Source organism: Aquimarina rhabdastrellae (assembly GCA_947387485.1).
GTDB lineage: Bacteria > Bacteroidota > Bacteroidia > Flavobacteriales > Flavobacteriaceae > Aquimarina.
In genome coordinates this window covers 809,117-833,684 of sequence record CANDNT010000001.1, presented here as the reverse complement: position 1 = coordinate 833,684, position 24,568 = coordinate 809,117, and the positions used below count along the sequence as shown (strand labels likewise).

The following is a 24,568-nucleotide window of genomic DNA, read 5'->3' as shown; positions in this document are numbered from 1 at the left end:
GTTTATAAGGCGTTAAAACGCCAATGTTACACACAACACTTAATTTAAAAGAAGGTATTGTTAGTTTTTCTATTGGAGAAAAATAGAGAAAGTGATGATTTCTTATTAATAAAAAAATAGAATGAATTTACAAAAGCTATTATCTGAAATTAGGAAAAATAATGTAAAAATAAATATTACAGAAGGAAACCTAAATGTTTTGTTTTTAGATAAAAATGTTAATAGTGTTAATAAAGAATTATTACAAACTATAAAAGAAAACAAAAAAGAATTACTTGAGTATTTACAGTCTTTACAAAATATCAATGAACAAGAATTTAAAATAGAAAAAGCTGAAGTCCTGGATAGCTATCCACTTTCTTTTTCACAGAAGAGGTTATGGATTTTGAGTCAATATGAAACGGAAGCAATAACGTACAATATGCCTACAAGCATAACTCTTGAAGGTAAGTATGATATCGAGAATTTAAAAAAATCGATTATAGCTGTTATAGATCGTCATGAAATCTTGAGAACGGTTTTCAGAAAGAATTCAGAAGGAGAAATAAATCAGTGGATTCTGGATACGGATGATATAGGTTTAGACATCAATTATCATGATTTTAGATTAGAAAGTAATTCTTTAAAACTGGTAGAAAACTATATTGAGAAAGATTCATTTGTAGCTTTTGATTTAGAAAATGGACCGCTTTTAAGAGTAGCACTCTTTCAATTAAAAGATGAAGAATACGTATTTTATTATAACATGCACCACATCATTAGTGATGGCTGGTCAAAGGAGGTTTTGGCAAACGATGTTTTAAGTTTTTATAATGCTTTTGAGACCAAAAGAAAACCAACAATTGGTAAACTTGAAATTCATTATAAAGACTATGCGGTTTGGCAATTAAATCAAATAGAAACAGAACGATATAATAAAGGAAAAGAGTACTGGTTAGATAAATTAAAAGGAGATCTTTCTTCAATTGATTTACCTGGTAACAAAAAGAGACCCGGTATTAAAACTAATAACGGAAAGGTTCTAAGAACATTTTTTGATAAAGACAGTACGGATAAAATTAAATCTTTTTCAAAAAAAGAAAATGGAAGTCTTTTCATAACTATAATTTCAGTTTGGAATGTTTTGATCTATCGCTATGCAGGAAATAGAGAGGTTATTTTCGGTGTTCCTGTGGCTGAAAGATCACAGAAAGAGTTAGAAAATCAGATTGGGTTTTATACCAATACCGTTGTATTGAGAAATCAAATAGACCCTAAAGAGACTTTTTTGGATTTTTATCATAGAACAAAGAAAGAGGTAGTAAAAAGTTATGAATTTCAAGATTATCCATTTGATCGTTTGGTTGAAGATTTAAATTTAAAAAGAGATGTGAGTCGAAATCCGGTCTTTGATATAATGATTTCTCAGCAAAATTTATCTCAAAACAAGAAAGAAGTAGTAATTGATGAAAAATTAATACAATCAGTTGAGGATTTGGGAAATCGAATGTCAAAATTTGATTTAAACATTTCCTTTGAAGAAATAGGAGATAATATAGCCTTCAGCATTATTTATAATACAGATGTTTATGAAGAAGATATGGTTAGAAAACTAATGCTTCATTATAAATCAATTACACAGGCTTTGTTAACGCGCCCAAAATATGAAATAGGTAAAGTAGATTTTCTTTTACAGTATGAAAAAGATAGTATTCTGAAAGATACTAATCAAAAGTTACCGTCATATTCAAAAGATAAATCAATTATAGATTTATTTGAAGATCAGGTAAAATCGAAACCAAATAATATAGCTATTGTTTATGAGGATCTTTCGATTACTTATAAGGATTTAGGTAAGCGTGTGGATTGTGTAGCATCTTATTTAAGAAATAAAGGAGTAGGTAAAAATGTTTTAGTAGGGGTTTGTATTGAAAATCCCTTAGATATGATAACCGGTATCCTGGCGATTATTAAATCAGGTGGAGCTTATGTACCTATTGATTTTGAATTACCAGAGAACAGGATACATTATATTGTAGAAGATTCAGGGATAGAGACCATATTAGGAGATTACAATACGGTTACTTCCTTAAATAAAATAATTAACGAAAAGAAAGTTACATTAAAAGCTTTTGAAGATGTAGTGAATTATCAATCGGCTTTACCTTTTGAATATAAAGTAGATTTGGATGATGTGTGTTATGTGATTTATACATCGGGATCTACAGGGAAACCTAAAGGAGTTGTTATTCAGCATGAGAGTATATTAGATTATTTCTACGGAATAAAAGACGCGATTAAGCTTGATGAACCTTATCAGTACGGATTGATGTCAACCATGTCTGCTGATTTGGGGAATACCGTTTTATATTCAGCTTTATTAACAGGAGGGACTTTACATACATTTAGTTTAAATAGGTTGAAAAATCCTTTATTGCTGATTGATTATTTCAATAATAATGACATAGACTATATAAAGATTGTGCCTTTCTATTGGTTGTCAATAGAGGAATCAGGTAGTTTATTATTACCTAATAGAGGAATTATTTTTGGAGGTAGTGTATTAGAACCTTCGATCATTTCTAAAATAAAAAAGAAATCTTCGAATATTGAAGTTTTCAATCATTATGGACCTACCGAAACCACAATAGGTAAGTTGATTTATAAAGTAGACTTAAATAATGAATATAATAGTATACCAATAGGTAAACCTTTTTCAAAATCAAAGGTTTATGTTTTGGATGAAAATGAACAATTATCACCTATTGGTGTCATAGGAGAACTGCATATTGGAGGTAAAGGAATAGCCAGGGAATACCTGAACTTACCAGAATTAACAGATGAAAAGTTTATTGTTAAAAACGATATAAATGCAGGTAGGATCTATAAAACAGGTGATTTAGTTAGAAGACTAGAAGACGGAAACCATGAGTTTATAGGGAGAAAAGATAATCAGATAAAAATTCGGGGATATAGAATCGAGTTGGGAGAGATTGAAAATGCGTTGTCTAACTTACCATATATTAAATCTAATGTTGTAACAGTAAACAAAGGTGAAGATTCCAATCAAGAAATAGTTGCTTACCTGATAAGTGAAAGAGATTTGGTGGTTAAGGATTTGAGATTGGATTTAGGTGAGTTTTTACCAAATTATATGTTGCCTAGCCATTTTGTTCAACTGGAAGAGTTTCCGCTAACATTAAATGGTAAAATAGATTATAAAAAGCTTCCCGCAATTTTGAATAACAGTATATCAAGTGGAGAATTATTTGTAGAAGCTAAGACATCAAATGAAAAATTATTGATTAACATCTGTAAACAAGTTTTAAATCGGGAAGTAATCAGTCTAAATGATAATTTTTATAATCTGGGAGGAGATTCCATAAAATCTATTCAAATAGTATCACGTTTGAGGGAAAGGGGATATGAGTTGAAATTAGAAGATATTTTACGAACTCCAATATTTGCTGATTTAGCAAAAAAAATAGGTAAGAAACATAGAGATATAGATCAATCCCCTGTAATGGGTGAAGTTCCTTTAACTCCAATTCAAAAGATGTTTTTTTTCGATAGCAATATAGTTGATCATTCGCATTATAATCAATCTGTATTATTAAAATCATTAAATCGATTAGATTCAGATTTGGTACAGAAAAGTGTCAAGATATTGGTAAAACATCATGATTCGCTTCGAATGGTGTATCGAAAGGAATCTGATCAAATAATTCAATATAATAGGGATGTAAAAGAGCCATATTGTAACTTTAATTATTTTAATCTTAAAGGAAAAAAGGACGAGCTAAATGAGTTAGGAGAAATTTGTCAGAATGTACAGGTTGGTTTTGAATTAGAAGAAGGACCGTTATTTTCAGTAGTACATTGTAGTTTGTCGGATGGAGACAGAATAGGGCTATTTTGTCATCACCTTGTAGTAGACGGTGTTTCCTGGCGAATAATACTAGAGGATTTTTCATCAATTTATAAGGCTTTAGAAAACAAAGAAAAAGTTAAACTTCCATTAAAAACAGATTCTTTCCAAAGATGGTCCGGATTACTAAAAGAGTATTCGTCTAATTTGATAAATTCTGAAATTCACAAGTATTGGAAAACAGTTTGTAGTCAAAAAAGCGATCATCAATTAAACGGTTTAAGCCATAAAAAAGATGGGAAATTGGATTCTGTGGTATCTTTTGGTTTAGATAAAAACATAACAGAAACCCTTCAGGAAAATGTTCATAGTGTATACAGTACAGATATAAATGATGTTTTAATAACCGCTCTTGGTATGGCTTTGTATAATACATTCAAAGTTTCAAATAGTGTTATTAAGATGGAAGGCCATGGTAGAGAAGAAATAATAAATAATGTTGATATTAGTAGAACTGTCGGTTGGTTTACAAGTATTTTTCCTTTTGTTTTGAAAGTAGAGCCATCTTCCAGAATTAAATCTTTGGTTGGTGTTAAAGAATCTTTTAGACGAATTCCAAACAAAGGTATTGATCATGGAATATTAAAATATTTAACGGATGAATTTGACGATAAACTAGAACCAACAATTGTATTTAACTATTTAGGAGATTTTGGGTCTAATGTTTCAAATAATGAAGGAGAAATTTTATATGAATACACTTCTGAATATAAAGGGGAGAGCTATAAGGATAAATTGAGTTCTGAGCCCTTAAGTATCAGTGGAATGATAGTAAATGAAGAATTGTTTTTGAAAATTGAGTATTCATCCGATGTTTTTAGCGAAAATGTGATCAGTAAGCTAAACAAATCCTATGAAGATGAGTTAAAATTATTGATAAAAGAACTATCTGGTCAAAATACCAGAATTCTTACCCCATCTGATCTTACCTACAAAAAATTAGAGATAGAAGAACTTGATTTAATAAAATCCAAAGGAGAAGTAGAAGATATTTATAAGTTATCTCCTTTGCAAGAAGGGTTTTACTATCATTCTTTGACAGAAGGTAGTTTAACAAATTATTTGGGACAAAGATCATTTACAATCAAAATTGAAAATATAACTGAAGATGAAATAGAAAATGGATATAAGCAAATAGTAGATAGGTATTCTATTTTACGAACTAGTTTTACAAGAAAATATCAGGAAGAAATTCTACAAATCGTATGGAAATCGGTAAAGATAGATTTTACATACAAAAAAATAGAGAATACGCATTCAGAAGAAGAAAAGAGAAAAGAGATACATAAAATAAAAAGTATTGATTTTGATAAAGGTTTTGATTTGTCAAACCCTTCGCAAATGAGATTAACTGTAGTACAACTGTCTAAGGATCAGTATGAATTTATATGGACATACCACCATATCATAATGGATGCCTGGTCTGTTGGTGTTTTGGTTAAAGATTTTGTAAATTTAATTGGAGTGAATGATTTATCTGATCAAATTTTGCCTAAACCCATAAAGTATTCAAACTATATTCAGTGGTTAGACAATTTGGACAAAAAATCTACAGAGTCTTTCTGGAGTAATTATTTAGATAATTACTCTAACAATGTAAAAATTCCGTTTAAAAGTAAACTCAAAAACCAAAGTAGTCAAAATACAGTTGTTGAGGAGATAACATTAGAAGTTGACTTGTTTAATAGTATAACCGATTTATGTGAAAAATTAGATATCACCAAAAATACTTTTATTTTAGGAGTATGGGGGTATTTACTTGCTCAATATAATAATACTAATGATGTTGTATTTGGTCAAATAGTATCTGGTAGACCACCAGAACTTGAAGGAGTAGAAGGAATTGTCGGTTTATTTATTAATACAATTCCTGTTAGAGTATTATTTGATGAAAAAACTAAAGTAAATGATTTGTTACAAAAAATTCATGAGTACTCTATTACTTCAACCCCTTATCATTATGAAAGTTTGTCTAATATACAGGATTTTAATGATTTAGGGAATGAGTTTGTAAATCATGTAATTTCTTTTCAAAATATGGCTGGTCAAGATTTAGAACGCGAAAATTCTAAAAATTTGGAGCTTAATGGAACTGATTCAGACGAACAATCGACTTATGACTTTGGACTAAGAATAGTACCTCAGGAAAATGACTTAAAAATTCAATTTCTATATGATGAAAACTCATTTGAAATATCTTCAATCAAGAAAATAGGAGTACATTTTTATAATTTAACCAAAGAGTTTATTAAGAATGAAAATGAAGAATTGAAGAAATGTGAATTTTTATCAAAACCTGAAAAAGATGATGTATTGTTTAATCTAAACAAGAAAACTATAATTTCTGAGAATGATACTATCATACATCTTTTTGAAAAACAGGTTTCTCAAACACCAAATAAAATTGCCATAGACTATGATGATAAAAAATATACTTATGAAGAGTTAAACTTTGAGTCAAATAAGTTAGCAAGTATATTAAGAGGTAAATATGACATACGGAATAATGAACATATTGGTTTGTTAATTGAAAACAGTGACTTAGCCATTATATCAATTCTAGGTGTTTTGAAGGCAGGATATTCATATATACCCATAGATGTTAATTATCCGAGAGAAAGACAGCGTTATATTGCGAATGATGCAAATGTAGCGCTATTAATTACTTCGACTAATTATCTATTTGATATAGATTTTTATGAAGGTGATATTTTTGCAATAGATGTCGAATTAAATGAAAGTCAAGAGATAATTCCGCAATCAAACAATCATAATATAACAAAAGATAGTTTAGCATATGTTTTATACACTTCAGGAAGTACAGGATATCCAAAAGGTGTTAAGGTAAAACATCATTCATTATTTAACTACTTGAATTGGGCACAAGATTATTACTTAAAGTCAAGACCATTAAGAAATTATAACTTTGGCTGGTTTACTCCTCTTTCTTTTGATCTTACTATCACAAGTTTGTTTTTACCAATTATTAATGGAGGTACCCTATTCATTTCAAAAGGGAATGATCTTTTAAAGAATTTAAAGTGGTATTTAAAACGGGATATCTCTTGTATAAAATTAACTCCCGCGCATGTATCGTTATTTGAGGAATTAGATATAAACGAATCTGGTTTAGAGCTAGCTATTGTCGGAGGAGATAAATTATTACCTAAACACGTTAAATGTCTAAGGAATATAAAAGATGCGATTTATATTTTCAATGAATACGGCCCTACTGAAACTACCGTAGGATGTACAGTGAAAGAAGTCAATTCAGAAAATCAAATAAATATAGGTGTTCCCATATCCAATACTCGAGTTTATATAATGAATGATATGATGAATATTTTGCCTGTTGGGATTATAGGTGAAATATGTATAGCAGGGTATGGTTTAGCAAAGGGATATTTGAATAAGAATGAGTTGACTAATCAAAAATTTGTTAGAGATCCATATTACAAAGGAGAGTATGTATATAAAACAGGTGATTTAGGAATTCGTTTACCAAATGGGGAATTTGAATATATAGGAAGAAAAGATAATCAGGTCAAGATTAGAGGATATAGAATAGAATTAGAAGAAATAGAATTGGCCATTGGAAATATATCAGATATAAAATCAAATGCCGTAGTTATTGTGAATGATGAGTTTGGTAATAAAGAATTAGTTGCTTTTTTTAACTCCGCTTTAGAATTAAATACAGAAGGTATAAAAGATAAATTAAAAAAGTATTTGCCGGATTATATGATTCCTTCTAATTTCTTTCAATTAGATGCTATGCCATTGACTGTTAATGGTAAAATTGATAAAAAGAAAATTCTTACCTCCGGAATACTTAATGATATACATTCTGCTCATTCTTATGTAGCTCCTGGTAATGAAGTAGAAAAAGTATTAGTAGATATCTGGGAAACTGTTCTTGAAAGAGAAAAGATCGGTATTGAGGATAACTTTTTTGCTATCGGAGGAAATAGCTTGAGAGGAATGAAGGTTTTGATCAAAATTGAAAACGAATTTTCTATTCAAATGAATATCACTCAGTTATTTGAAAATCCAACAATATCGAAATTAGCTTCCTTAATTGATTCCGTTTTACTTATCCAGAATGTTTCAGAAGAGGTTTATGATTCTGGTGATGAGTTGCTTATATAATTTTTAGCTCAATAGACTTTTCCAAATACTCACATTACATTAGGTCTTTATTGCGTTTGCGATTACACTAAAATCATTTTGAGTAATGATAAAAAATATGTTGACGCAATGAAACGAACATTAAGAAATTTAAAAATTACTTCGAAAGGTAGTGCACAGGATTTAAAATTCTTAATGAGAGAACGAAGTGGTAGTACACGTTCTCAATTTTATAATTGATCGATTATTACATAATTACTAAAATTTAAACGTGTGAAACATATTAAAAATATAATAAATAACTTGTTAGATAAGGGGGTAAAGATTGCATTAAGTGAAGACCAGGCTCAACTAAAACTAAGAGGAAATATAAATAACCTATCAGTAGACGATAAAAAAGAATTAAAGTTATATAAACAAGAACTGATAAGTACTCTTAAAGTAAGCGATAAATCTTTGCAATCTGCTGAAAACAAGGTGGAAAAAGTTGGTTTTCAGGCAGATTATCCTATTTCTGATGCACAGCGTAGACTGTGGATTACAAGTCAATTTAAAGATGGTTCGTCAGCATATAACATTCCTACAAAAGTTTCTCTCCTGGGGGAACATGACGTTATTAGTTTTGAAAAAGCTATTTTATCAGTTCTTGAAAGACATGAGATTTTAAGAACTGTATTTATTCAAAATGAGAGAGGAGAAATCCGGCAGAAAATTCTAGATGTTGAAGACTTAAATTTTAAGCTAAAATGTAATGATTTAAGTAATGAACACAATAAAATGGAATTACTTGATGAGTATGTAAAGGAGGATTCTGTAAAGACTTTTGATTTAGAAAAAGGGCCTTTATTTAGAACATTGTTATTTCAGCTTGACGAAAATGAATATGTTTTTTACTATAACATGCATCATATCATTAGTGATGGCTGGTCTGCTGATGTCCTAGGTAATGATGTAATGAATTATTACAAAGCGTATAGATCCAATACGCTTCCCGAAATTAAAGATTTATCATTTCAATTTAAAGATTATGTAAGCTGGCAATTGAAAGAAATGAGTAAGTCTACATTTGATGAAGACAAGCAATATTGGTTAGATTATTTAAATGGAAATTTACCTTTGATAGATTTTCCCAGGTATAAAAACAGACCCAATATTAAAACCTATAATGGAAGATCTCTGGGAACCTTTTTAGATGCAGATACTTCTAAGTTAATAGATGCTTATGTTGAAAAGAATGGAGGTAGTACATTCATGTTTTTGCTTTCAGTCTTTAACGTTTTGGCATATTTTAATACTTCAAGCAAAGACATAATAACAGGAACTCCTGTAGCCGGTCGGGATCACTTAGAATTAAAAAATCAAATAGGTTTTTATGTTAATACCGTTGTAATAAGAAATAAGATTAACACAGAGGAAAATTTTACCTCATTTTACAATAGTGTAAAAACTAATATTCTAAATTGTTTAGAACATCAAAACTATCCATTTGATCGCCTGATTGAAGATTTAAACGTAAAAAGAAGTAAGAGTAGAAATCCTATTTTTGATATCTTTTTTGCTTATCAAGATGATTCGAACATAAGAAATTCTGATACTATTGAAATAGCAGATCAAATTATAGATTATGGAAACAAATCTTCAAAATTTGACATGCAGCTTAATTTTAAAAAAGTAGGTGAATATATTTCTTTTGAAACAGTTTTTAATTCAGATGTTTATGAACAAGAAATGATTGAAAACTTAATGATTGATTTTAAATATTTAACAACAGAGTTGATACATAACTCAAACCAAGAAATATCTAAAATTGATTTGCTAAAGGAAGAAAAAAAGGCTCAATTACTAAAGGATTTTAATAATACTAAATATGAATTTTCCAGTGATAAATTATATTTGGATTTATTTCAAGATCAGGTAAAAAAATCCCCAGACTCATTAGCAGTAGTTTTCGAAGAAACGTCGTTAAGCTTTAAAGAACTTGATATAAAATCAAATCAACTGGCACATTACCTTAAGGATAATCATTCAATTAATTCAAATGATATAATAGGGTTGAAAATAGATAGAAATGAATGGTTAATTGTTTCTATGTTAGCAGTTTTAAAGTTAGGGAGTACATACGTTCCATTAGATTTACGATATCCAAAGGAAAGAGAGAATTTTATTGTTCAGGATACGCAACTGGAAGTTATTATAGAAGATGGTTTACTGGAGGACTTTAAAAATAACATATCTGATTATTCTATTGAGAACCTAAATCGAGAAATAAAAGGAGATGATTTAGCATATGTAATTTATACTTCGGGGTCTACCGGAACTCCTAAAGGCGTTATGGTTACGCATTATAATTTGTTGTCTTTTATTCAAAATTTCTCAATTGACTTTAATTTTTCCAATGTTACAAAATTTGGAGCCACTACAAATTTTACATTTGATATATCAGTAATTGAATTATTAGGTGTTCTTAGTCAGGGTATTACTATCGATTTGTTTTCGAGTTCACTTTTAATAGATCCGGAAAAGGTTATAGATCGTATTGTTTCCGAAAATGTTGATGGTATTCAATTTACTCCTTCAAGGTTTTCTCAACTTGTTTCTGTTTCAAAAGGTTTTCTTGATAACATTCAAGTTGCTTTAGTTGGAGGAGAAGCTTTAAATCAAGAGCTGTTTACTACTCTGAAAGAAGCACCAGGAACTGTAATACAAGTGTACGGGCCAACAGAAACAACGATATGGAGTACTTCTTCCTTGATAGATGAAGATTCAGAGTTAACTATAGGGAAACCATTAAAAAATGAATCTATTTGTATTTTAAATGAAGATTTACAATTAGTACCAATAGGAGTCGTTGGAGAGATTTGTATTGGAGGTGCTGGAGTAGCAAAAGGATATTTAAACAGATCAGAATTAACCAGAGAGAAATTTATAGATAACCCATATAGCCAGGGAGAAAGGTTGTACCGAACAGGAGACCTGGGAAGATGGCTTCCGGATGGTAACATTGAATTTATAGGGAGAAAGGATAATCAAGTAAAAATAAGGGGACATAGAATTGAACTAGGAGAAATAGAATATGTTTTACTACAAAAACAAGAGGTTACTCAAGCAGTTGTTCTACCTGTTGATGATAATAGAGGAGAAACAAATTTAACAGCATATTTGGTTTGTGAATCCAATCAAAACATTAATGATGTAAGAGCGTATTTAAGTGCTAAAATGCCACATTACATGATTCCTTCTCATTTTATTCAAGTAGAAGAAATACCATTAACCTTAAGCGGTAAGATAGATAGGAAAGCATTGTTAAATAATGGAGGGGTCGAATTAGCAACAAGCCAAAATTATATTGCTCCTAAAACAGAAAATGAAATACAAATAGTAAATATTTGGGAAGAAATTTTACAGAGAGATACTATTGGATTAGCAGATGATTTCTTTGAATTAGGGGGACATAGCCTAAAAGCTTTAAAATTACTTAATGAATATCAAAAAACTTTTAAAGTAAAGCTATCCATAGCAGATGTTTTTGAAAAAAGTAGATTGATAGAGCAATTAAGTTTGTTAATAAATCAAAGTGAAAAAGAAGATTATATTGAAATTCCAAAAGTTGAGGAATCTACTAGTTATATAGTATCCGATGCTCAAAGGAGATTATGGGTTTTAAGCCAGTTTGAAGGAGGTTCGGTTGCATATAATATGCCTTCAAGTATTGTTTTAAATGAAGATGTTGATATTAAGAGTTTTGAGAAAGCGATTTATTCAGTTATCAATAGACATGAGATTTTACGAACAATTTTTAAACAAGATGAAGAAGGAGAAATTCGCCAGATAGTTAAGAATACAGGAGATTTTAATTTAGAAGTAGTTTATAAAGATTTCAAAGATGATCCTAATCAAGCAGAATTATTTATAAAGCAAGATTCGTACAAACCTTTTGATTTAGAAAAGGGACCATTGTTAAGAGCAGCAATGCTTCAAGTATCAGAAGATAAGTTTGTTTTTTACTATAATATGCATCATATCATTAGTGATGGATGGTCTATGGAAGTATTATCAAAAGATGTTTTAGCTTTTTATGATGCTTTTAAAAACAATAAAGAACCTGGACTAAGCGAGTTATCGATACAATATAAGGATTATGCATCTTGGCAATTATCACAATTAGAGACTGATTCAATCAAAAAGTCTAGAGAATTTTGGATAGATAATTTATCAGGAGAGCTTCCAGTTTTAGATTTACCGACTCATAAAAAGCGACCTGTAAAAAAGACATATAAAGGTAGTTTACTAAGTACTTATTTAGATAAGGAGGCTACATCTTTTATTAAAGAATATTCAAAGTCTAATGGAGGAAGTCTTTTTACAGGTTTATTAACTGTTTTAAATGTTTTGTTATATAGATATACTTCAGAACGAGATATCATTATAGGGACTCCAGTAGCAGCAAGAGATCATTTGGATTTAAAGGATCAAATAGGGTTTTATGTGAATACTTTACCGTTACGAAATGAGATAAATCCAGAAGAGACATTTACTTCTTTTTATTCCAGGTTAAAGGAAGCTACATTAACTACATTCAACCATCAAATGTATCCTTTTGATAGATTGGTAGAAGATCTAAACTTAGATAGAGATACAAGTAGGAGTGCTCTTTTTGATATCCTGTTGGTTTTGCAGAATAATGGGGAAAGTGTTATTGATGTTACTTTAAATAAAGAAGAATTAAACTCCTTGAAATATACAGAAAAAGTAGTGTCAAAATTTGACTTGGCTTTTAATTTTAAAGAATTAGGAGATTATTTGTCATTTAATGTTATCTATAATTCTGATGTTTATGAGAAAGGAATGGTTAGTCAGTTTATTTCACATTTCAAGCAATTAATAGTATCACTAAAAAGAAATCATAATGTTGCAATTAATGAACTGGAGTATTTGTCAAAGGAAGATAAGTATGAATTGATAGAAGAGTTTAATACAACCAATGTAGTTTATCCAAAGGATAAAACGGTACTGGATTTATTTACAGAACAGGTTAATAAAAACCCAGAAGCTGTCGCTGTTGTTTATGGAGATGTAGAGCTTACATATAAAGAATTGGATGAAAGATCAAATCAGTTAGCAAATTATTTGATAGACAAATACAGTGTAGAGAAAGAAGACTTATTAGGTGTGAAATTAATTCGAAATGAGAAGTTGATAATTAGTATATTAGGAATTCTGAAATCAGGAGGAACCTATGTACCTATTGACCCTAATTACCCCAAAGATAGAATAGCTTATATAGAAAGGGATACCAATTGTAAGGTATGTATTGATGAGGAAGAATTAGAAAAGTTTAGTAAAATAGAAGGCTCAATTACTGCTACTGATATTACTATAGATTTAGGTGACTTGGCTTATGTAATATATACTTCCGGATCTACAGGAAAACCTAAGGGAGTAATGATAGAGCATGAAGGGTTATATAATACTATAGCTTTTCATAAAGATATCATTGGTTTTACAGAAAAAGATAAATGTTTGCAATTTACAAATATGTCTTTTGATCCTTCTTTTCTGGAGATTTTTATAACTCTATCTAGTGGAGCAAGTGTTTATATTATTGAAGAAAAAATGAAGAGAGATGCTAATTTATTAGCAAAGTATATAAATAGTAACTCTATTTCTATAGCGTTTCTTCCACCTGTGATACTTCCATCATTTTTAATTGAGGACTTAAAATGTCTTAAAGCTTTGATTACAGGAGGTGAGGCAATAGCATTAGATATGGCTAAACACTTTTCTAAAGAGATTAATTACTTTAATGCATACGGGCCTACAGAGTCTAGTATTATTGCAACTATTTTTAATGGTAATATAGATGATAAAGTACCCATAGGTAAACCTATATCAAATATTAATATTTATATTTTAGATGATAAAGGTAATCTTCAACCTAATGGAGTTATTGGAGAAATTTGTATTTCTGGAATAGGATTAGCAAGAGGATATTTAAATAGATCTGAGCTTACAAAAGATAAATTTATAGCAAATCCGTTTAGTAAAGGTAAACGATTATATAAAACAGGAGACCTGGGGAGATGGCTTCCAGACGGGAACATAGAATTTATAGGTAGAAAAGATGATCAGATAAAGATAAGAGGACATAGAATAGAATTAGGAGAAATAGAAAATGCATTTTCTAAAATCAGGGAGGTAGAATCTAATATAGTTGTAGTCCGAGAGAAAGATCAAGGTAATAAAGAGTTAATAGCATATTTTACAGGAAGTGATAAACTAAGTTTTGAATATCTGCAAAGTGAATTAAAGGAAATTTTACCTAATTATATGATTCCTTCTTATTTTGTTCAAATAGACGAATTTCCAGTTACCTCAAATGGGAAAATAGATAAGAGAAATTTACCAAGCCCAGAACAACAAGGTATATCTTCAAACATAGAATACGTAGCTCCAAGAAATAAAATAGAACATGAATTAGTATCTATCTGGGAAGAAGTGTTGAAAAGAGAAAAGATAGGAATTGATGATAACTTTTTTGAATTGGGAGGACATAGTATAAAGTCAATAAAGTTATTAAATACGATAAGAAAGAGTTTTGAGAAAAGCATAGCCTTAGAAGATATATTTTCGAGTACTACAATACGAGAGTTAGGTTTATTAATAAGTCAAAGTGAAAAAGAAGATTATATTGAAATTCCAAAAGTTGAAGAATCTACTAGTTATATAGTGTCTGATGCTCAAAGGAGATTATGGGTTTTAAGCCAGTTTGAAGGAGGTTCGGTTGCATATAATATGCCTTCAAGTATTGTTTTAAATGAAGATGTTGATATTAAGAGTTTTGAGAAAGCGATTTATTCAGTTATCAATAGACATGAGATTTTACGAACAATTTTTAAACAAGATGAAGAAGGAGAAATTCGCCAGATAGTTAAGAATACAGGAGATTTTAATTTAGAAGTAGTTTATAAAGATTTCAAAGATGATCCTAATCAAGCAGAATTATTTATAAAGCAAGATTCGTACAAACCTTTTGATTTAGAAAAGGGACCATTGTTAAGAGCAGCAATGCTTCAAGTATCAGAAGATAAGTTTGTTTTTTACTATAATATGCATCATATCATTAGTGATGGATGGTCTATGGAAGTATTATCAAAAGATGTTTTAGCTTTTTATGATGCTTTTAAAAACAATAAAGAACCTGGACTAAGCGAGTTATCGATACAATATAAGGATTATGCATCTTGGCAATTATCACAATTAGAGACTGATTCAATCAAAAAGTCTAGAGAATTTTGGATAGATAATTTATCAGGAGAGCTTCCAGTTTTAGATTTACCGATCCATAAAAAGCGACCTGTAAAAAAGACATATAAAGGTAGTTTACTAAGTACTTATTTAGACAAGGAGGCTACATCTTTTATTAAAGAATATTCAAAGTCTAATGGAGGAAGTCTTTTTACAGGTTTATTAACTGTTTTAAATGTTTTGTTATATAGATATACTTCAGAACGAGATATCATTATAGGGACTCCAGTAGCAGCAAGAGATCATTTGGATTTAAAGGATCAAATAGGGTTTTATGTGAATACTTTACCGTTACGAAATGAGATAAATCCAGAAGAGACATTTACTTCTTTTTATTCCAGGTTAAAGGAAGCTACATTAACTACATTCAACCATCAAATGTATCCTTTTGATAGATTGGTAGAAGATCTAAACTTAGATAGAGATACAAGTAGGAGTGCTCTTTTTGATATCCTGTTGGTTTTGCAGAATAATGGGGAAAGTGTTATTGATGTTACTTTAAATAAAGAAGAATTAAACTCCTTGAAATATACAGAAAAAGTTGTAGCAAAGTTTGATGTAGAATTTGTTTTTAGAGAGTTAGGAGATTATTTGTCGTTTAATGTAGTATATAATTCCGACATTTATGATAAGGATATCATAAGTCAGTTTATTCAACATTTTAAACAACTAATGAGTTCATTACAAAATAACTGTGATGTTCCAATAGGTGAAATAGGTTATTTGTCTTTAGAGGAAAAACACGAGTTATCAGAAGTGTTTAGTGTAGCTGAGGTAGTTTATCCAAAAGATAAAACAGTATTGGATTTATTTTCAGAACAGGTTGATAAAAATCCAGAAGCAATAGCTGTTATTTGTGAAGGTATAAAGCTTACATATAGGGAGTTGGATAGGAAATCTAATCAGTTAGCACATTATTTAATAGATATCTATAGCGTTGAAAAAGAGGATTTAGTTAGTATAACGTTAGATCGAAGTGAGTGGATGATCATATCAATATTAGGAATTCTGAAATCAGGAGGAGCATATGTTCCAATAGACCCTAACTATCCTGAAGATCGAATTGCTTTTATAGAGAGTGAAACGAGTTGTAAGGTACGTGTTGATAAAGCAGAATTAGAAAAGTTTAAATATTTTCAATACCCTTCACAGCCACCAGAATTATCATTAAGTTCAGATAATTTAGCTTATGTAATGTATACCTCGGGTTCTACTGGAAGACCAAAGGGAGTCGAGATAGAACAAAAATCGATTGTTCGATTAGTCAAAAACACAAATTATATAGAAGTTAATAAAAATGATAAGTTTTTAGGTCTTTCAAATTTTGCATTCGACGGATCAACTTTTGATATATACATGCCTCTCTTAAATGGTGGTAGTATAGTTATAGCTCCAAAAAATATATTTTTAGATTTAGAAGAGTTAAATAAACTCTTACATACATATGAAATAACAGCTTTTTTTGTTACGACAGTTTTATTTAACAATATGGTTGAAGCAAAACTTGAGGGATTAAAATATCTAAGATATTTACTGTTTGGGGGAGAATTGGTTTCTGTAAGTCATGTTAAAGAGTTTAAAAAGTACTTTCCAGAGGTTAATCTTCACCACGTTTATGGTCCTACTGAAAACACAACTTTCTCAACATTTTATCATATAAAAAATGTACGAGATTCAGAATCTACTATTCCAATTGGTAGTCCAATTGGTAATAGTACCTGTTATATTTTAGATGAAAATTTAAAAGAAGTTCCGGTTGGGGTTGCAGGAGAAATTTTAGTAGGAGGAGATGGATTGGCTAGAGGATATTTTAAGCGATCAGATCTTACCATAGAAAAATTTATAAAACACCCATTTAAAGAAGCAGAACGTTTATATAGAACTGGAGATATAGGAAAGTGGCTACCAGGAGGTTTTATAGAGTTTATAGGTAGATCAGATAATCAAGTAAAGATACGAGGGCATAGAATAGAATTAGGCGAGATAGAAAATGTATTATCTAAAATTAAAGGAATTGAATCTAATGTAGTTATTGTAAGAGAAAAAGAAGAAGGTGAAAGAGAATTAATAGCATATTTTATAGGGAATGATAAATTAAGTTCTGAATATTTACGAAATGAACTAAAAGAAATTTTACCAGATTATATGTCTCCTTCTTACTTTGTTCAAATAGACGCGTTTCCAGTTACTTCAAATGGAAAAATAGATAAAAAGAATTTACCAAGTCCTGAGGAATATGGAATATCTTCAACGGTAGAATATGTAGCGCCTGGAAATATGATAGAACAGGAATTAGTGGCTATTTGGGAAGAAGTGTTAAAAAGAGATAAGATAGGAATTGATGATAACTTTTTTGAATTAGGAGGCAATAGTATAAAAGGAATCAAAATTATGTCAAAACTTCAAAAGGAGTTTGATGTGAAAATCAATTTTGGAGTTTTATTTAAAACCCCTACAATTAAAAATCTGTCCTTTGAAATTTCAAAGGTTATATCTTTAAGAGAAAAGAGTGATTCTAGAGAAATTGTAGATTCGACAATTATCTAATCAATATATCGGTATCAAAAATGATGCAGTAATATTATCTTATTAATAGAAAGTCCTCTTAAAATGGGATTCTTATTTTCAACAAATCTCTTATAAAAAGATGCTATAGATTATGAACTTCATGAATTGGATGTAAAGTATCCACATTCTATAGCTATAAAGAATACTACTAAAAATATATAAATAAAGACCTCTTTAGATTTAATCATAGGAACAACAGGGAATCAATATTAGACAAAGTATTGAAATGTTGTGAAATGAATTAACCTGTGATAATAAATAAATCAAATTAATAGGACTATTGAATAACTCTGTTACTCAATTAAGAATTAAAGAAATTATACAATCCAAATTAATATTAAAAAAATGAAATGTACTAAAAAGGAACATTACTTAAAACTGAATGTAGCTTTAGAGGCTTTAATTGATAGATGGTATGCATGGCCCCATTTGGTATCTCCAGCAACGAGTGCAATGAATATAAAGAATAGACATTTGAAGATTATGGAATCATTTGTTAAAAATTCTAAAATTCATATTGCTGCAGTAAAAAAACCAGAAATGTTAGGAGGACCTTTTATCAACTATGGAAGTGATAGAGTGCCAGAAATAAAGGAATTGTATAATGAAACGGTTGAAAAAAGAGCAAATATGCTCGAGTTTAATAATGATATTCATGAATTGAATAATTTATTACAAGATGAGGCAAAAGGCTACTCTATGGAGTCTTTATATAATAAAATTCCAGAGAAACTTAAAGGCTTTGTTGAACTATATTATGATCTTAATAACCAACCTAATTATAGATTTTTTGAAGCATTACTATATAAAAGTGAATATTATGATGAGTCATCACAGTCTATTTCTTTACAGTTAATAAATGCAGACAATGATAGATCTTTTGTTTTAAGTACACCTAGATTAAACGAACCAGATTTAATTCATATTGATATTCCATTTAAAGAGGATGTTATAGATGAATTATTTAAAATGAAGAGAGAACCTGGAGATTTAGAAGAAATTGCATCTAAATTAGATATAAGTTCAAATCAAAGAGAGTTATTTGAAAGCTTTTTTACAAATGAACCTCCTCCTAATTATTTAAAATATAATGGTAACGGTATAAGAACTAGATATTTTGGTCATGCATGTGTATTAGTAGAAACAAGTGAAATATCAATTTTAGTAGATCCAGTTATTAGCTATGATGGATATGAAACAGAAGTTAATAGATATACTGTTAATGATTTACCCGAGCAGATAGATTACGTTCTTATTACTCATAATCATCAAGATCATGTCTTGTTAGAAACTCTTTTACAATTGAGACATATCATTAAAAATATTGTAGTTCCAAGTAGTGGTAAAGGTAATCTTCAAGATCCAAATTTAAAATTAATGTTAAATAATATTGGTTTTAACAATGTGATAGAATTAGATGATATGGAATCCATTAATATGGATAGATGTATGATTACTGGCTTACCATTTTTGGGAGAACATTCTGATCTGGATGTTAGAAGTAAACTTTGTTTTCATGTAGAACTTCATAATAAATTGAAAATTTTATTTGCAGCAGATTCCTGCAATATACAACCTGAAATTTATACCAAAGTTCATGATATAATGGGAGATGTAGATGTGGTTTTTCTTGGAATGGAGTGTGATGGAGCTCCTTTAACTTGGCTTTATGGTCCATTGCTAACCGAAAAAATGGATAGAGATATGGATCAATCTAGAAGGTTAGCAGGATGTAATTATGATCAAGGAAATGCTCTAATTGATGTTTTTAATCCTAAAAATGTATTTGTTTATGCAATGGGATTAGAACCTTGGTTAGAATTTATAAGTTCAATTAAGTATACAGATGAGTCAAGGCCAATTGTAGAGTCAAATAGATTGGTAGATAAATGTAATAAAAATAATATTGAAGCAGAACGACTGTTTGGGGAGAAAACAATTGAATATTAGTGTTTTAAAAATAAAGTGATTGAATTATGTATACTGAGGTTAAGAATCTAATAGCTAGTTTAAAAGAAGAAGAAATTGAATTAGTATTGAATAAAGATGAAAATATTGAAATTATTTCCTTTCAAAAAAAAATACCGCAAGATTTATTGGTAAAATTAAAATCTAACAAAGAGGATATAATTGTGTATTTAAAATCATTAGAAAATACCAAAAAACAACTAATATCTCCTTCAGAAAAATTAGAAAATTACCCTCTTTCATCTGCTCAAAAAAGGTTGTGGTTAACCTGTCAAGTAGAAGGGGTATCACAAGTTTATAATATGCCATCAACTAATGTGTTAGAAGGAGAATATGATTTAGATTATTTGTTTGAATCGATTGAAAGTACTATAGAAAGGCATGAAATACTTAGAACAGTATTTAGAGAAGACTCAAAAGGAGAGGTAAGACAATGGATATTAGAGAAAGATGAATTGAATTTTAATATTGATTATTTTGACTATAGAAATATGGAGCAAGGCCAATCGATGTTTGAAGAATATGTAAAGAAGGATAGGATTACCCCTTTTGATTTAGAAAAAGGACCTTTATTAAGAGTGTGTTTATTTCATTTGGTAGAAAATAAATATGTCTTATACGCTAATATTCATCATATAATTAGTGATGGATGGTCACAAAATATATTAGTTCGAGATGTTTTAGAATATTATCAATCGTTTATAAATAATATTAAACCAAGTTTAACTGAACTTAAAATTCAATACAAGGATTATGCTTGTTGGGAATTTGAGAATTTGAGTTTAAATAAGTTTGAAAAAGAAAGGAAGTATTGGATTGATAAATTATCTAATGATATACCTTATTTACAATTACCAAATAAAAAAATACGACCTAGAACAAAAACATATAATGGATATAGTTTACAAACTCTAATTCCAGCCAAAGTAACATCTCTTTTAAAAGAGGTTACAAAAGAAGAAAGGTGTAGTATTTTTATAGGAGTTTTGACTAGTTTAAATATCCTGTTCTATAAGTATACACTTGAAAAGGATATTATAATTGGAACTCCAATAGCAGAAAGAGATAATCATGAATTAATAGATCAAATAGGCTTTTATTTAAATACCTTGGTTAATAGAAATATTATAGATGAAAAGGAATCTTTTCGTGTTTTTCTTGAAAAGGTAAGAGATAATGTTTTAGAAGCTTATGAATATCAATCTTATCCTTTTGATGCGATATTGGAGGATTTAGAATTAAATTATGACCTCAGTGGAAATCCACTATTTAACGTTTTATTAGATTTTCATAACACCAATAAAGAAATTGAAACTTTCCAGTTTAATGAAAAAGAAGTATCTAATATTAGAGGTAGTGGAGAACAAACAGTAAAGTATGATCTTGAGTTTCATTTTGAAGAAAAGGGAGATTACCTTTCTTTGAATCTAAAATTTAATTCAGACATTTATGAAAAAGAGGCAATGATAGATTTGATTGCCAATTATAAAGTTTTATTAAATAATTTATTGAATACGCCTGAAAGAAAAATAGAAGAAATAGATTTTTCTACTTACAATTCTCATCAGGCTAATACTATAAAAGATAAGGTTGTAATACCTTCTTGTTCTGAGAATCTAACTGTAATTCAGTTACTTGAGGAACAAGTGTTGAGGAATCCAGAAAAAGTTGCTTTAAGTAGTAGGCAACAAGATATTAATTATCAAGAACTCAAAAATATTGTTGATCAATTAGCAGTTTTTTTAAAAGACAGTTATAATATTGAAAGAGGTGCTCTAGTTGGAGTTTTAATAGATAATAGTATTTGGTCTGTTTTATCAATTTTAGGAATATTAAAAGCAGGAGGAATATATGTACCTATTGATATTAACTATCCATTAGAACGAAAAGAATATATGGTCGAAGATGCTAATCTAGATCTAATGATTACAGTATCAGAATATATGTTTGATATAGACTTTTATGATGGAGCTATCATGGCTATTGATATAGAGTTTGATTATGATATTACTAAAGAAATACAGTTAGAGAATGAAGATTTGTATAAAGAATTAGCTTATGTAATATATACATCTGGAAGTACAGGAAAACCAAAGGGAGTCATGATTGAACATAATTCATTATCAAACTACCTTATTTGGGCTAGAGATTATTATTTATTAAATAGCGAACTGAAGAATTATAATTTTGGTTTATTTACATCCTTATCCTTTGATTTAACCATTACAAGTTTGTTCTTACCTATTATCTCTGGAGGTACACTATATATATCCAGCTTTAAAGATGTTAGCGAAAACTTAAAATGGTATTTTGAAAAACCTATTTCTTGTATAAAGTTAACACCAGCTCACATTATAGTATTGAATGAATTAGAAATAGATTTTTCTGCACTTGAGCTTGTAATTGTTGGAGGGGAAGAATTATTACCTGTGCATGTAACAACATTACAAGAAAAAAAACCGAAAATTAAAATATTTAATGAATATGGACCAACAGAATCAACTGTAGGTTGTACTGTATTTGAGGTAATTTCTAAAGAGAAAATTAATATAGGTAAACCTATACGTAATACCGACATATTTATTTTATCTGAAAATTTACAGCAACAAATAAAAGGAGCAATTGGTGAGATTTGTGTAGGAGGTAGTGGCATTGCTCGTGGATATTTAAACAGAGAAGAGCTCACATCTCAAAAATTTATAGATAATCCTTTTAGTAATAATAGTAAATTATATAGAACAGGAGATCTTGGATATTTTCTAGAAGATGATAATATACAATTTATAGGCAGAAAAGATAATCAACAAAAATTAAACGGTTATAGAATTGAATTAGGAGAGATAGAAAGTATTATTAATCAATATTTAGGTATTAATTCTGCAGCTGTTGTTATTAATGATATAAGATCTAATGAAAAAAATTTAGAAGCATATCTAGTAACGAATAAAGCTATAAGCACATCAAAGTTAAGGTCTTATTTAGAAGAGTTTTTACCTAATTATATGATTCCTAATAAATTCTTTGATTTAGAAAGACTTCCGTTAACATTAAATGGTAAAGTAGATAAAAGTAAATTATTGAATTTTGATTATGACCAGATTGTTGATGAAAATATGTTTGTTGAGCCACAAACTGAAGAAGAGTATAAATTGGTAAAAATATGGAAAGAAATTTTACAAATAGATGAAATAGGTATTATAGATGATTTTTTTAGTCTAGGAGGGAATTCCTTAAAAGCAATGAAAATCATAATAAATAGTAAAAAAGAAGGCTTAGAATATAAAGTAAAAGATATATTTAAATATCGTACTATAAGGGATATAAGTACTTACATTAAAAATAACTCAAAAATAACTATTTTGGACAAAAAGTTTACTAGTGTAGAGGACTTTAAAAAGATAGATACAGAGCATAAAGTTTTGATTTCAGAAAACCAAAAGCTTGCGTTAAAGAATCATAACGCTCATGGTGTTTTTGGACCTTATAGTATTCCTAAACAGAATGGAGAAATATTAGAGAATAGATTTAGATCATTCATCTCTAACTATCCATCACTTTGTACTAGATTTTATAAATCTAATAATCAAATATATCAGGAGTTAGTAGATAGAGATGATGTAAAAATATTGTTTAAGCAAATAGAAGAAGATCAATTGCAGAACACTTCATTATTTTTGTATCCATTTGATTTTTTTTCTGGAGAGTTGATAAGAGTATTTATTGTTGATTTAGATAATCAAAAGGAAAACATCGGTGTTGTAATAGATGTAAGTCATGCTATAACTGATATGTATTCTAATCAAATTTTAAGAAAAGATATAGAAGATTTTTTCTTACACAATAGAAAACCAAAAATAAACCATATTCATAATTTTAATTATTCAAGATGGCAAGCTGATTTTCTGAATTCACCAAAAGGAAATTTAAGTAGAGAATTTTGGAAAAATAAACTAAAAGAAGAGTTTTCTTCACATGAAGAAAAATTCAAGTCGAATAATATAGAAAAAAATAGTTATGATGTCGTTTATCAGCAAGTTGTGTTAAAGAAAGAAGAAGTTGAAGATCTTAAAAAATATGCTGCGGATAGTAATCATTCCATATTTACATTATTTATAGGTTTTCATCATTATTTACTAAGTCTTTTACCAAGTAATTCACTTAAATTCCAAAATATTTTAACTACTTCTAGAGATGCCTATTTAGAATATTTTGAAGGGGATAAATTTATTGGAGTAATGAATAGTCTTATTCCTATGTCATTTAGATCTCATAATGACGAAGACTTTGATTTATTTCTTAATAAGTTATATCAAAATTATATAGAACTTTATCCACATCAGATAATTCCTTATGAAATGATAGTTGAAGATTTCTTTATTGAATCTGGAATTAAAATAGATGAATATGATGCCTCTGTAATTAATTTTCAATTGAGAGAGGATGAAATATTAAAAAGTTCTAATTATCATAAAATTTCTTACGAAAAGTCAGATAGTAAAGCTAATCTTCACATGAAGTGTATAGTATATAAAGATGAAATATTGATTGATATACGAACAAATAAAGAAATGTTTAATGATAAAATTGACCTGCGAAATTCTTTGAATATAATAAAATTAAAAGGAGAAAGTGTAACATCCTAAAACTTTTATATTCATTAAAATAAATCAACATAATTAAACATAAATAATC

The 24,568-nt window shown here is 28.9% G+C and carries 4 protein-coding genes; all 4 read left to right on the top strand.

Going from position 1 to position 24,568, the window contains the following annotated elements; genetic code table 11:
• Positions 1–121 precede the first annotated feature (121 nt).
• The 4 genes from ACYEKI_RS03470 (at position 122) to ACYEKI_RS03455 (ending at position 24,519) form a co-directional block, all read left to right on the top strand.
• Entirely contained in the window at positions 122–8,056 is a 7,935-nt protein-coding gene (locus tag ACYEKI_RS03470) for an amino acid adenylation domain-containing protein (protein ID WP_459209768.1), read from the top strand.
• Positions 8,057–8,308: 252 nt separating this feature from the next.
• Complete coding sequence (locus ACYEKI_RS03465) at positions 8,309–17,887, top strand: amino acid adenylation domain-containing protein (protein WP_459209767.1); 9,579 nt, start codon at positions 8,309–8,311, stop codon at positions 17,885–17,887.
• A 366-nt stretch (positions 17,888–18,253) separates the two neighbouring features.
• Positions 18,254–19,858 (top strand): MBL fold metallo-hydrolase, encoded by a 1,605-nt coding sequence (locus tag ACYEKI_RS03460; protein ID WP_459209766.1) that lies wholly within the window; start codon positions 18,254–18,256, stop codon positions 19,856–19,858.
• 26 nt (positions 19,859–19,884) lie between these two features.
• On the top strand, positions 19,885–24,519 hold the full coding sequence (locus tag ACYEKI_RS03455) for an amino acid adenylation domain-containing protein (RefSeq protein ID WP_459209765.1): 4,635 nt from the start codon (positions 19,885–19,887) through the stop codon (positions 24,517–24,519).
• Positions 24,520–24,568: the final 49 nt, after the last annotated feature.

Bases quoted from the DNA above. Each gene is read 5' to 3' on its own strand.
- ACYEKI_RS03460 (WP_459209766.1), top strand. From the start codon at position 18,254: ATGAAATGTACTAAAAAGGAACATTACTTAAAACTGAATGTAGCTTTA.
- ACYEKI_RS03455 (WP_459209765.1), top strand. From the start codon at position 19,885: ATGTATACTGAGGTTAAGAATCTAATAGCTAGTTTAAAAGAAGAAGAA.
- ACYEKI_RS03470 (WP_459209768.1), top strand. From the start codon at position 122: ATGAATTTACAAAAGCTATTATCTGAAATTAGGAAAAATAATGTAAAA.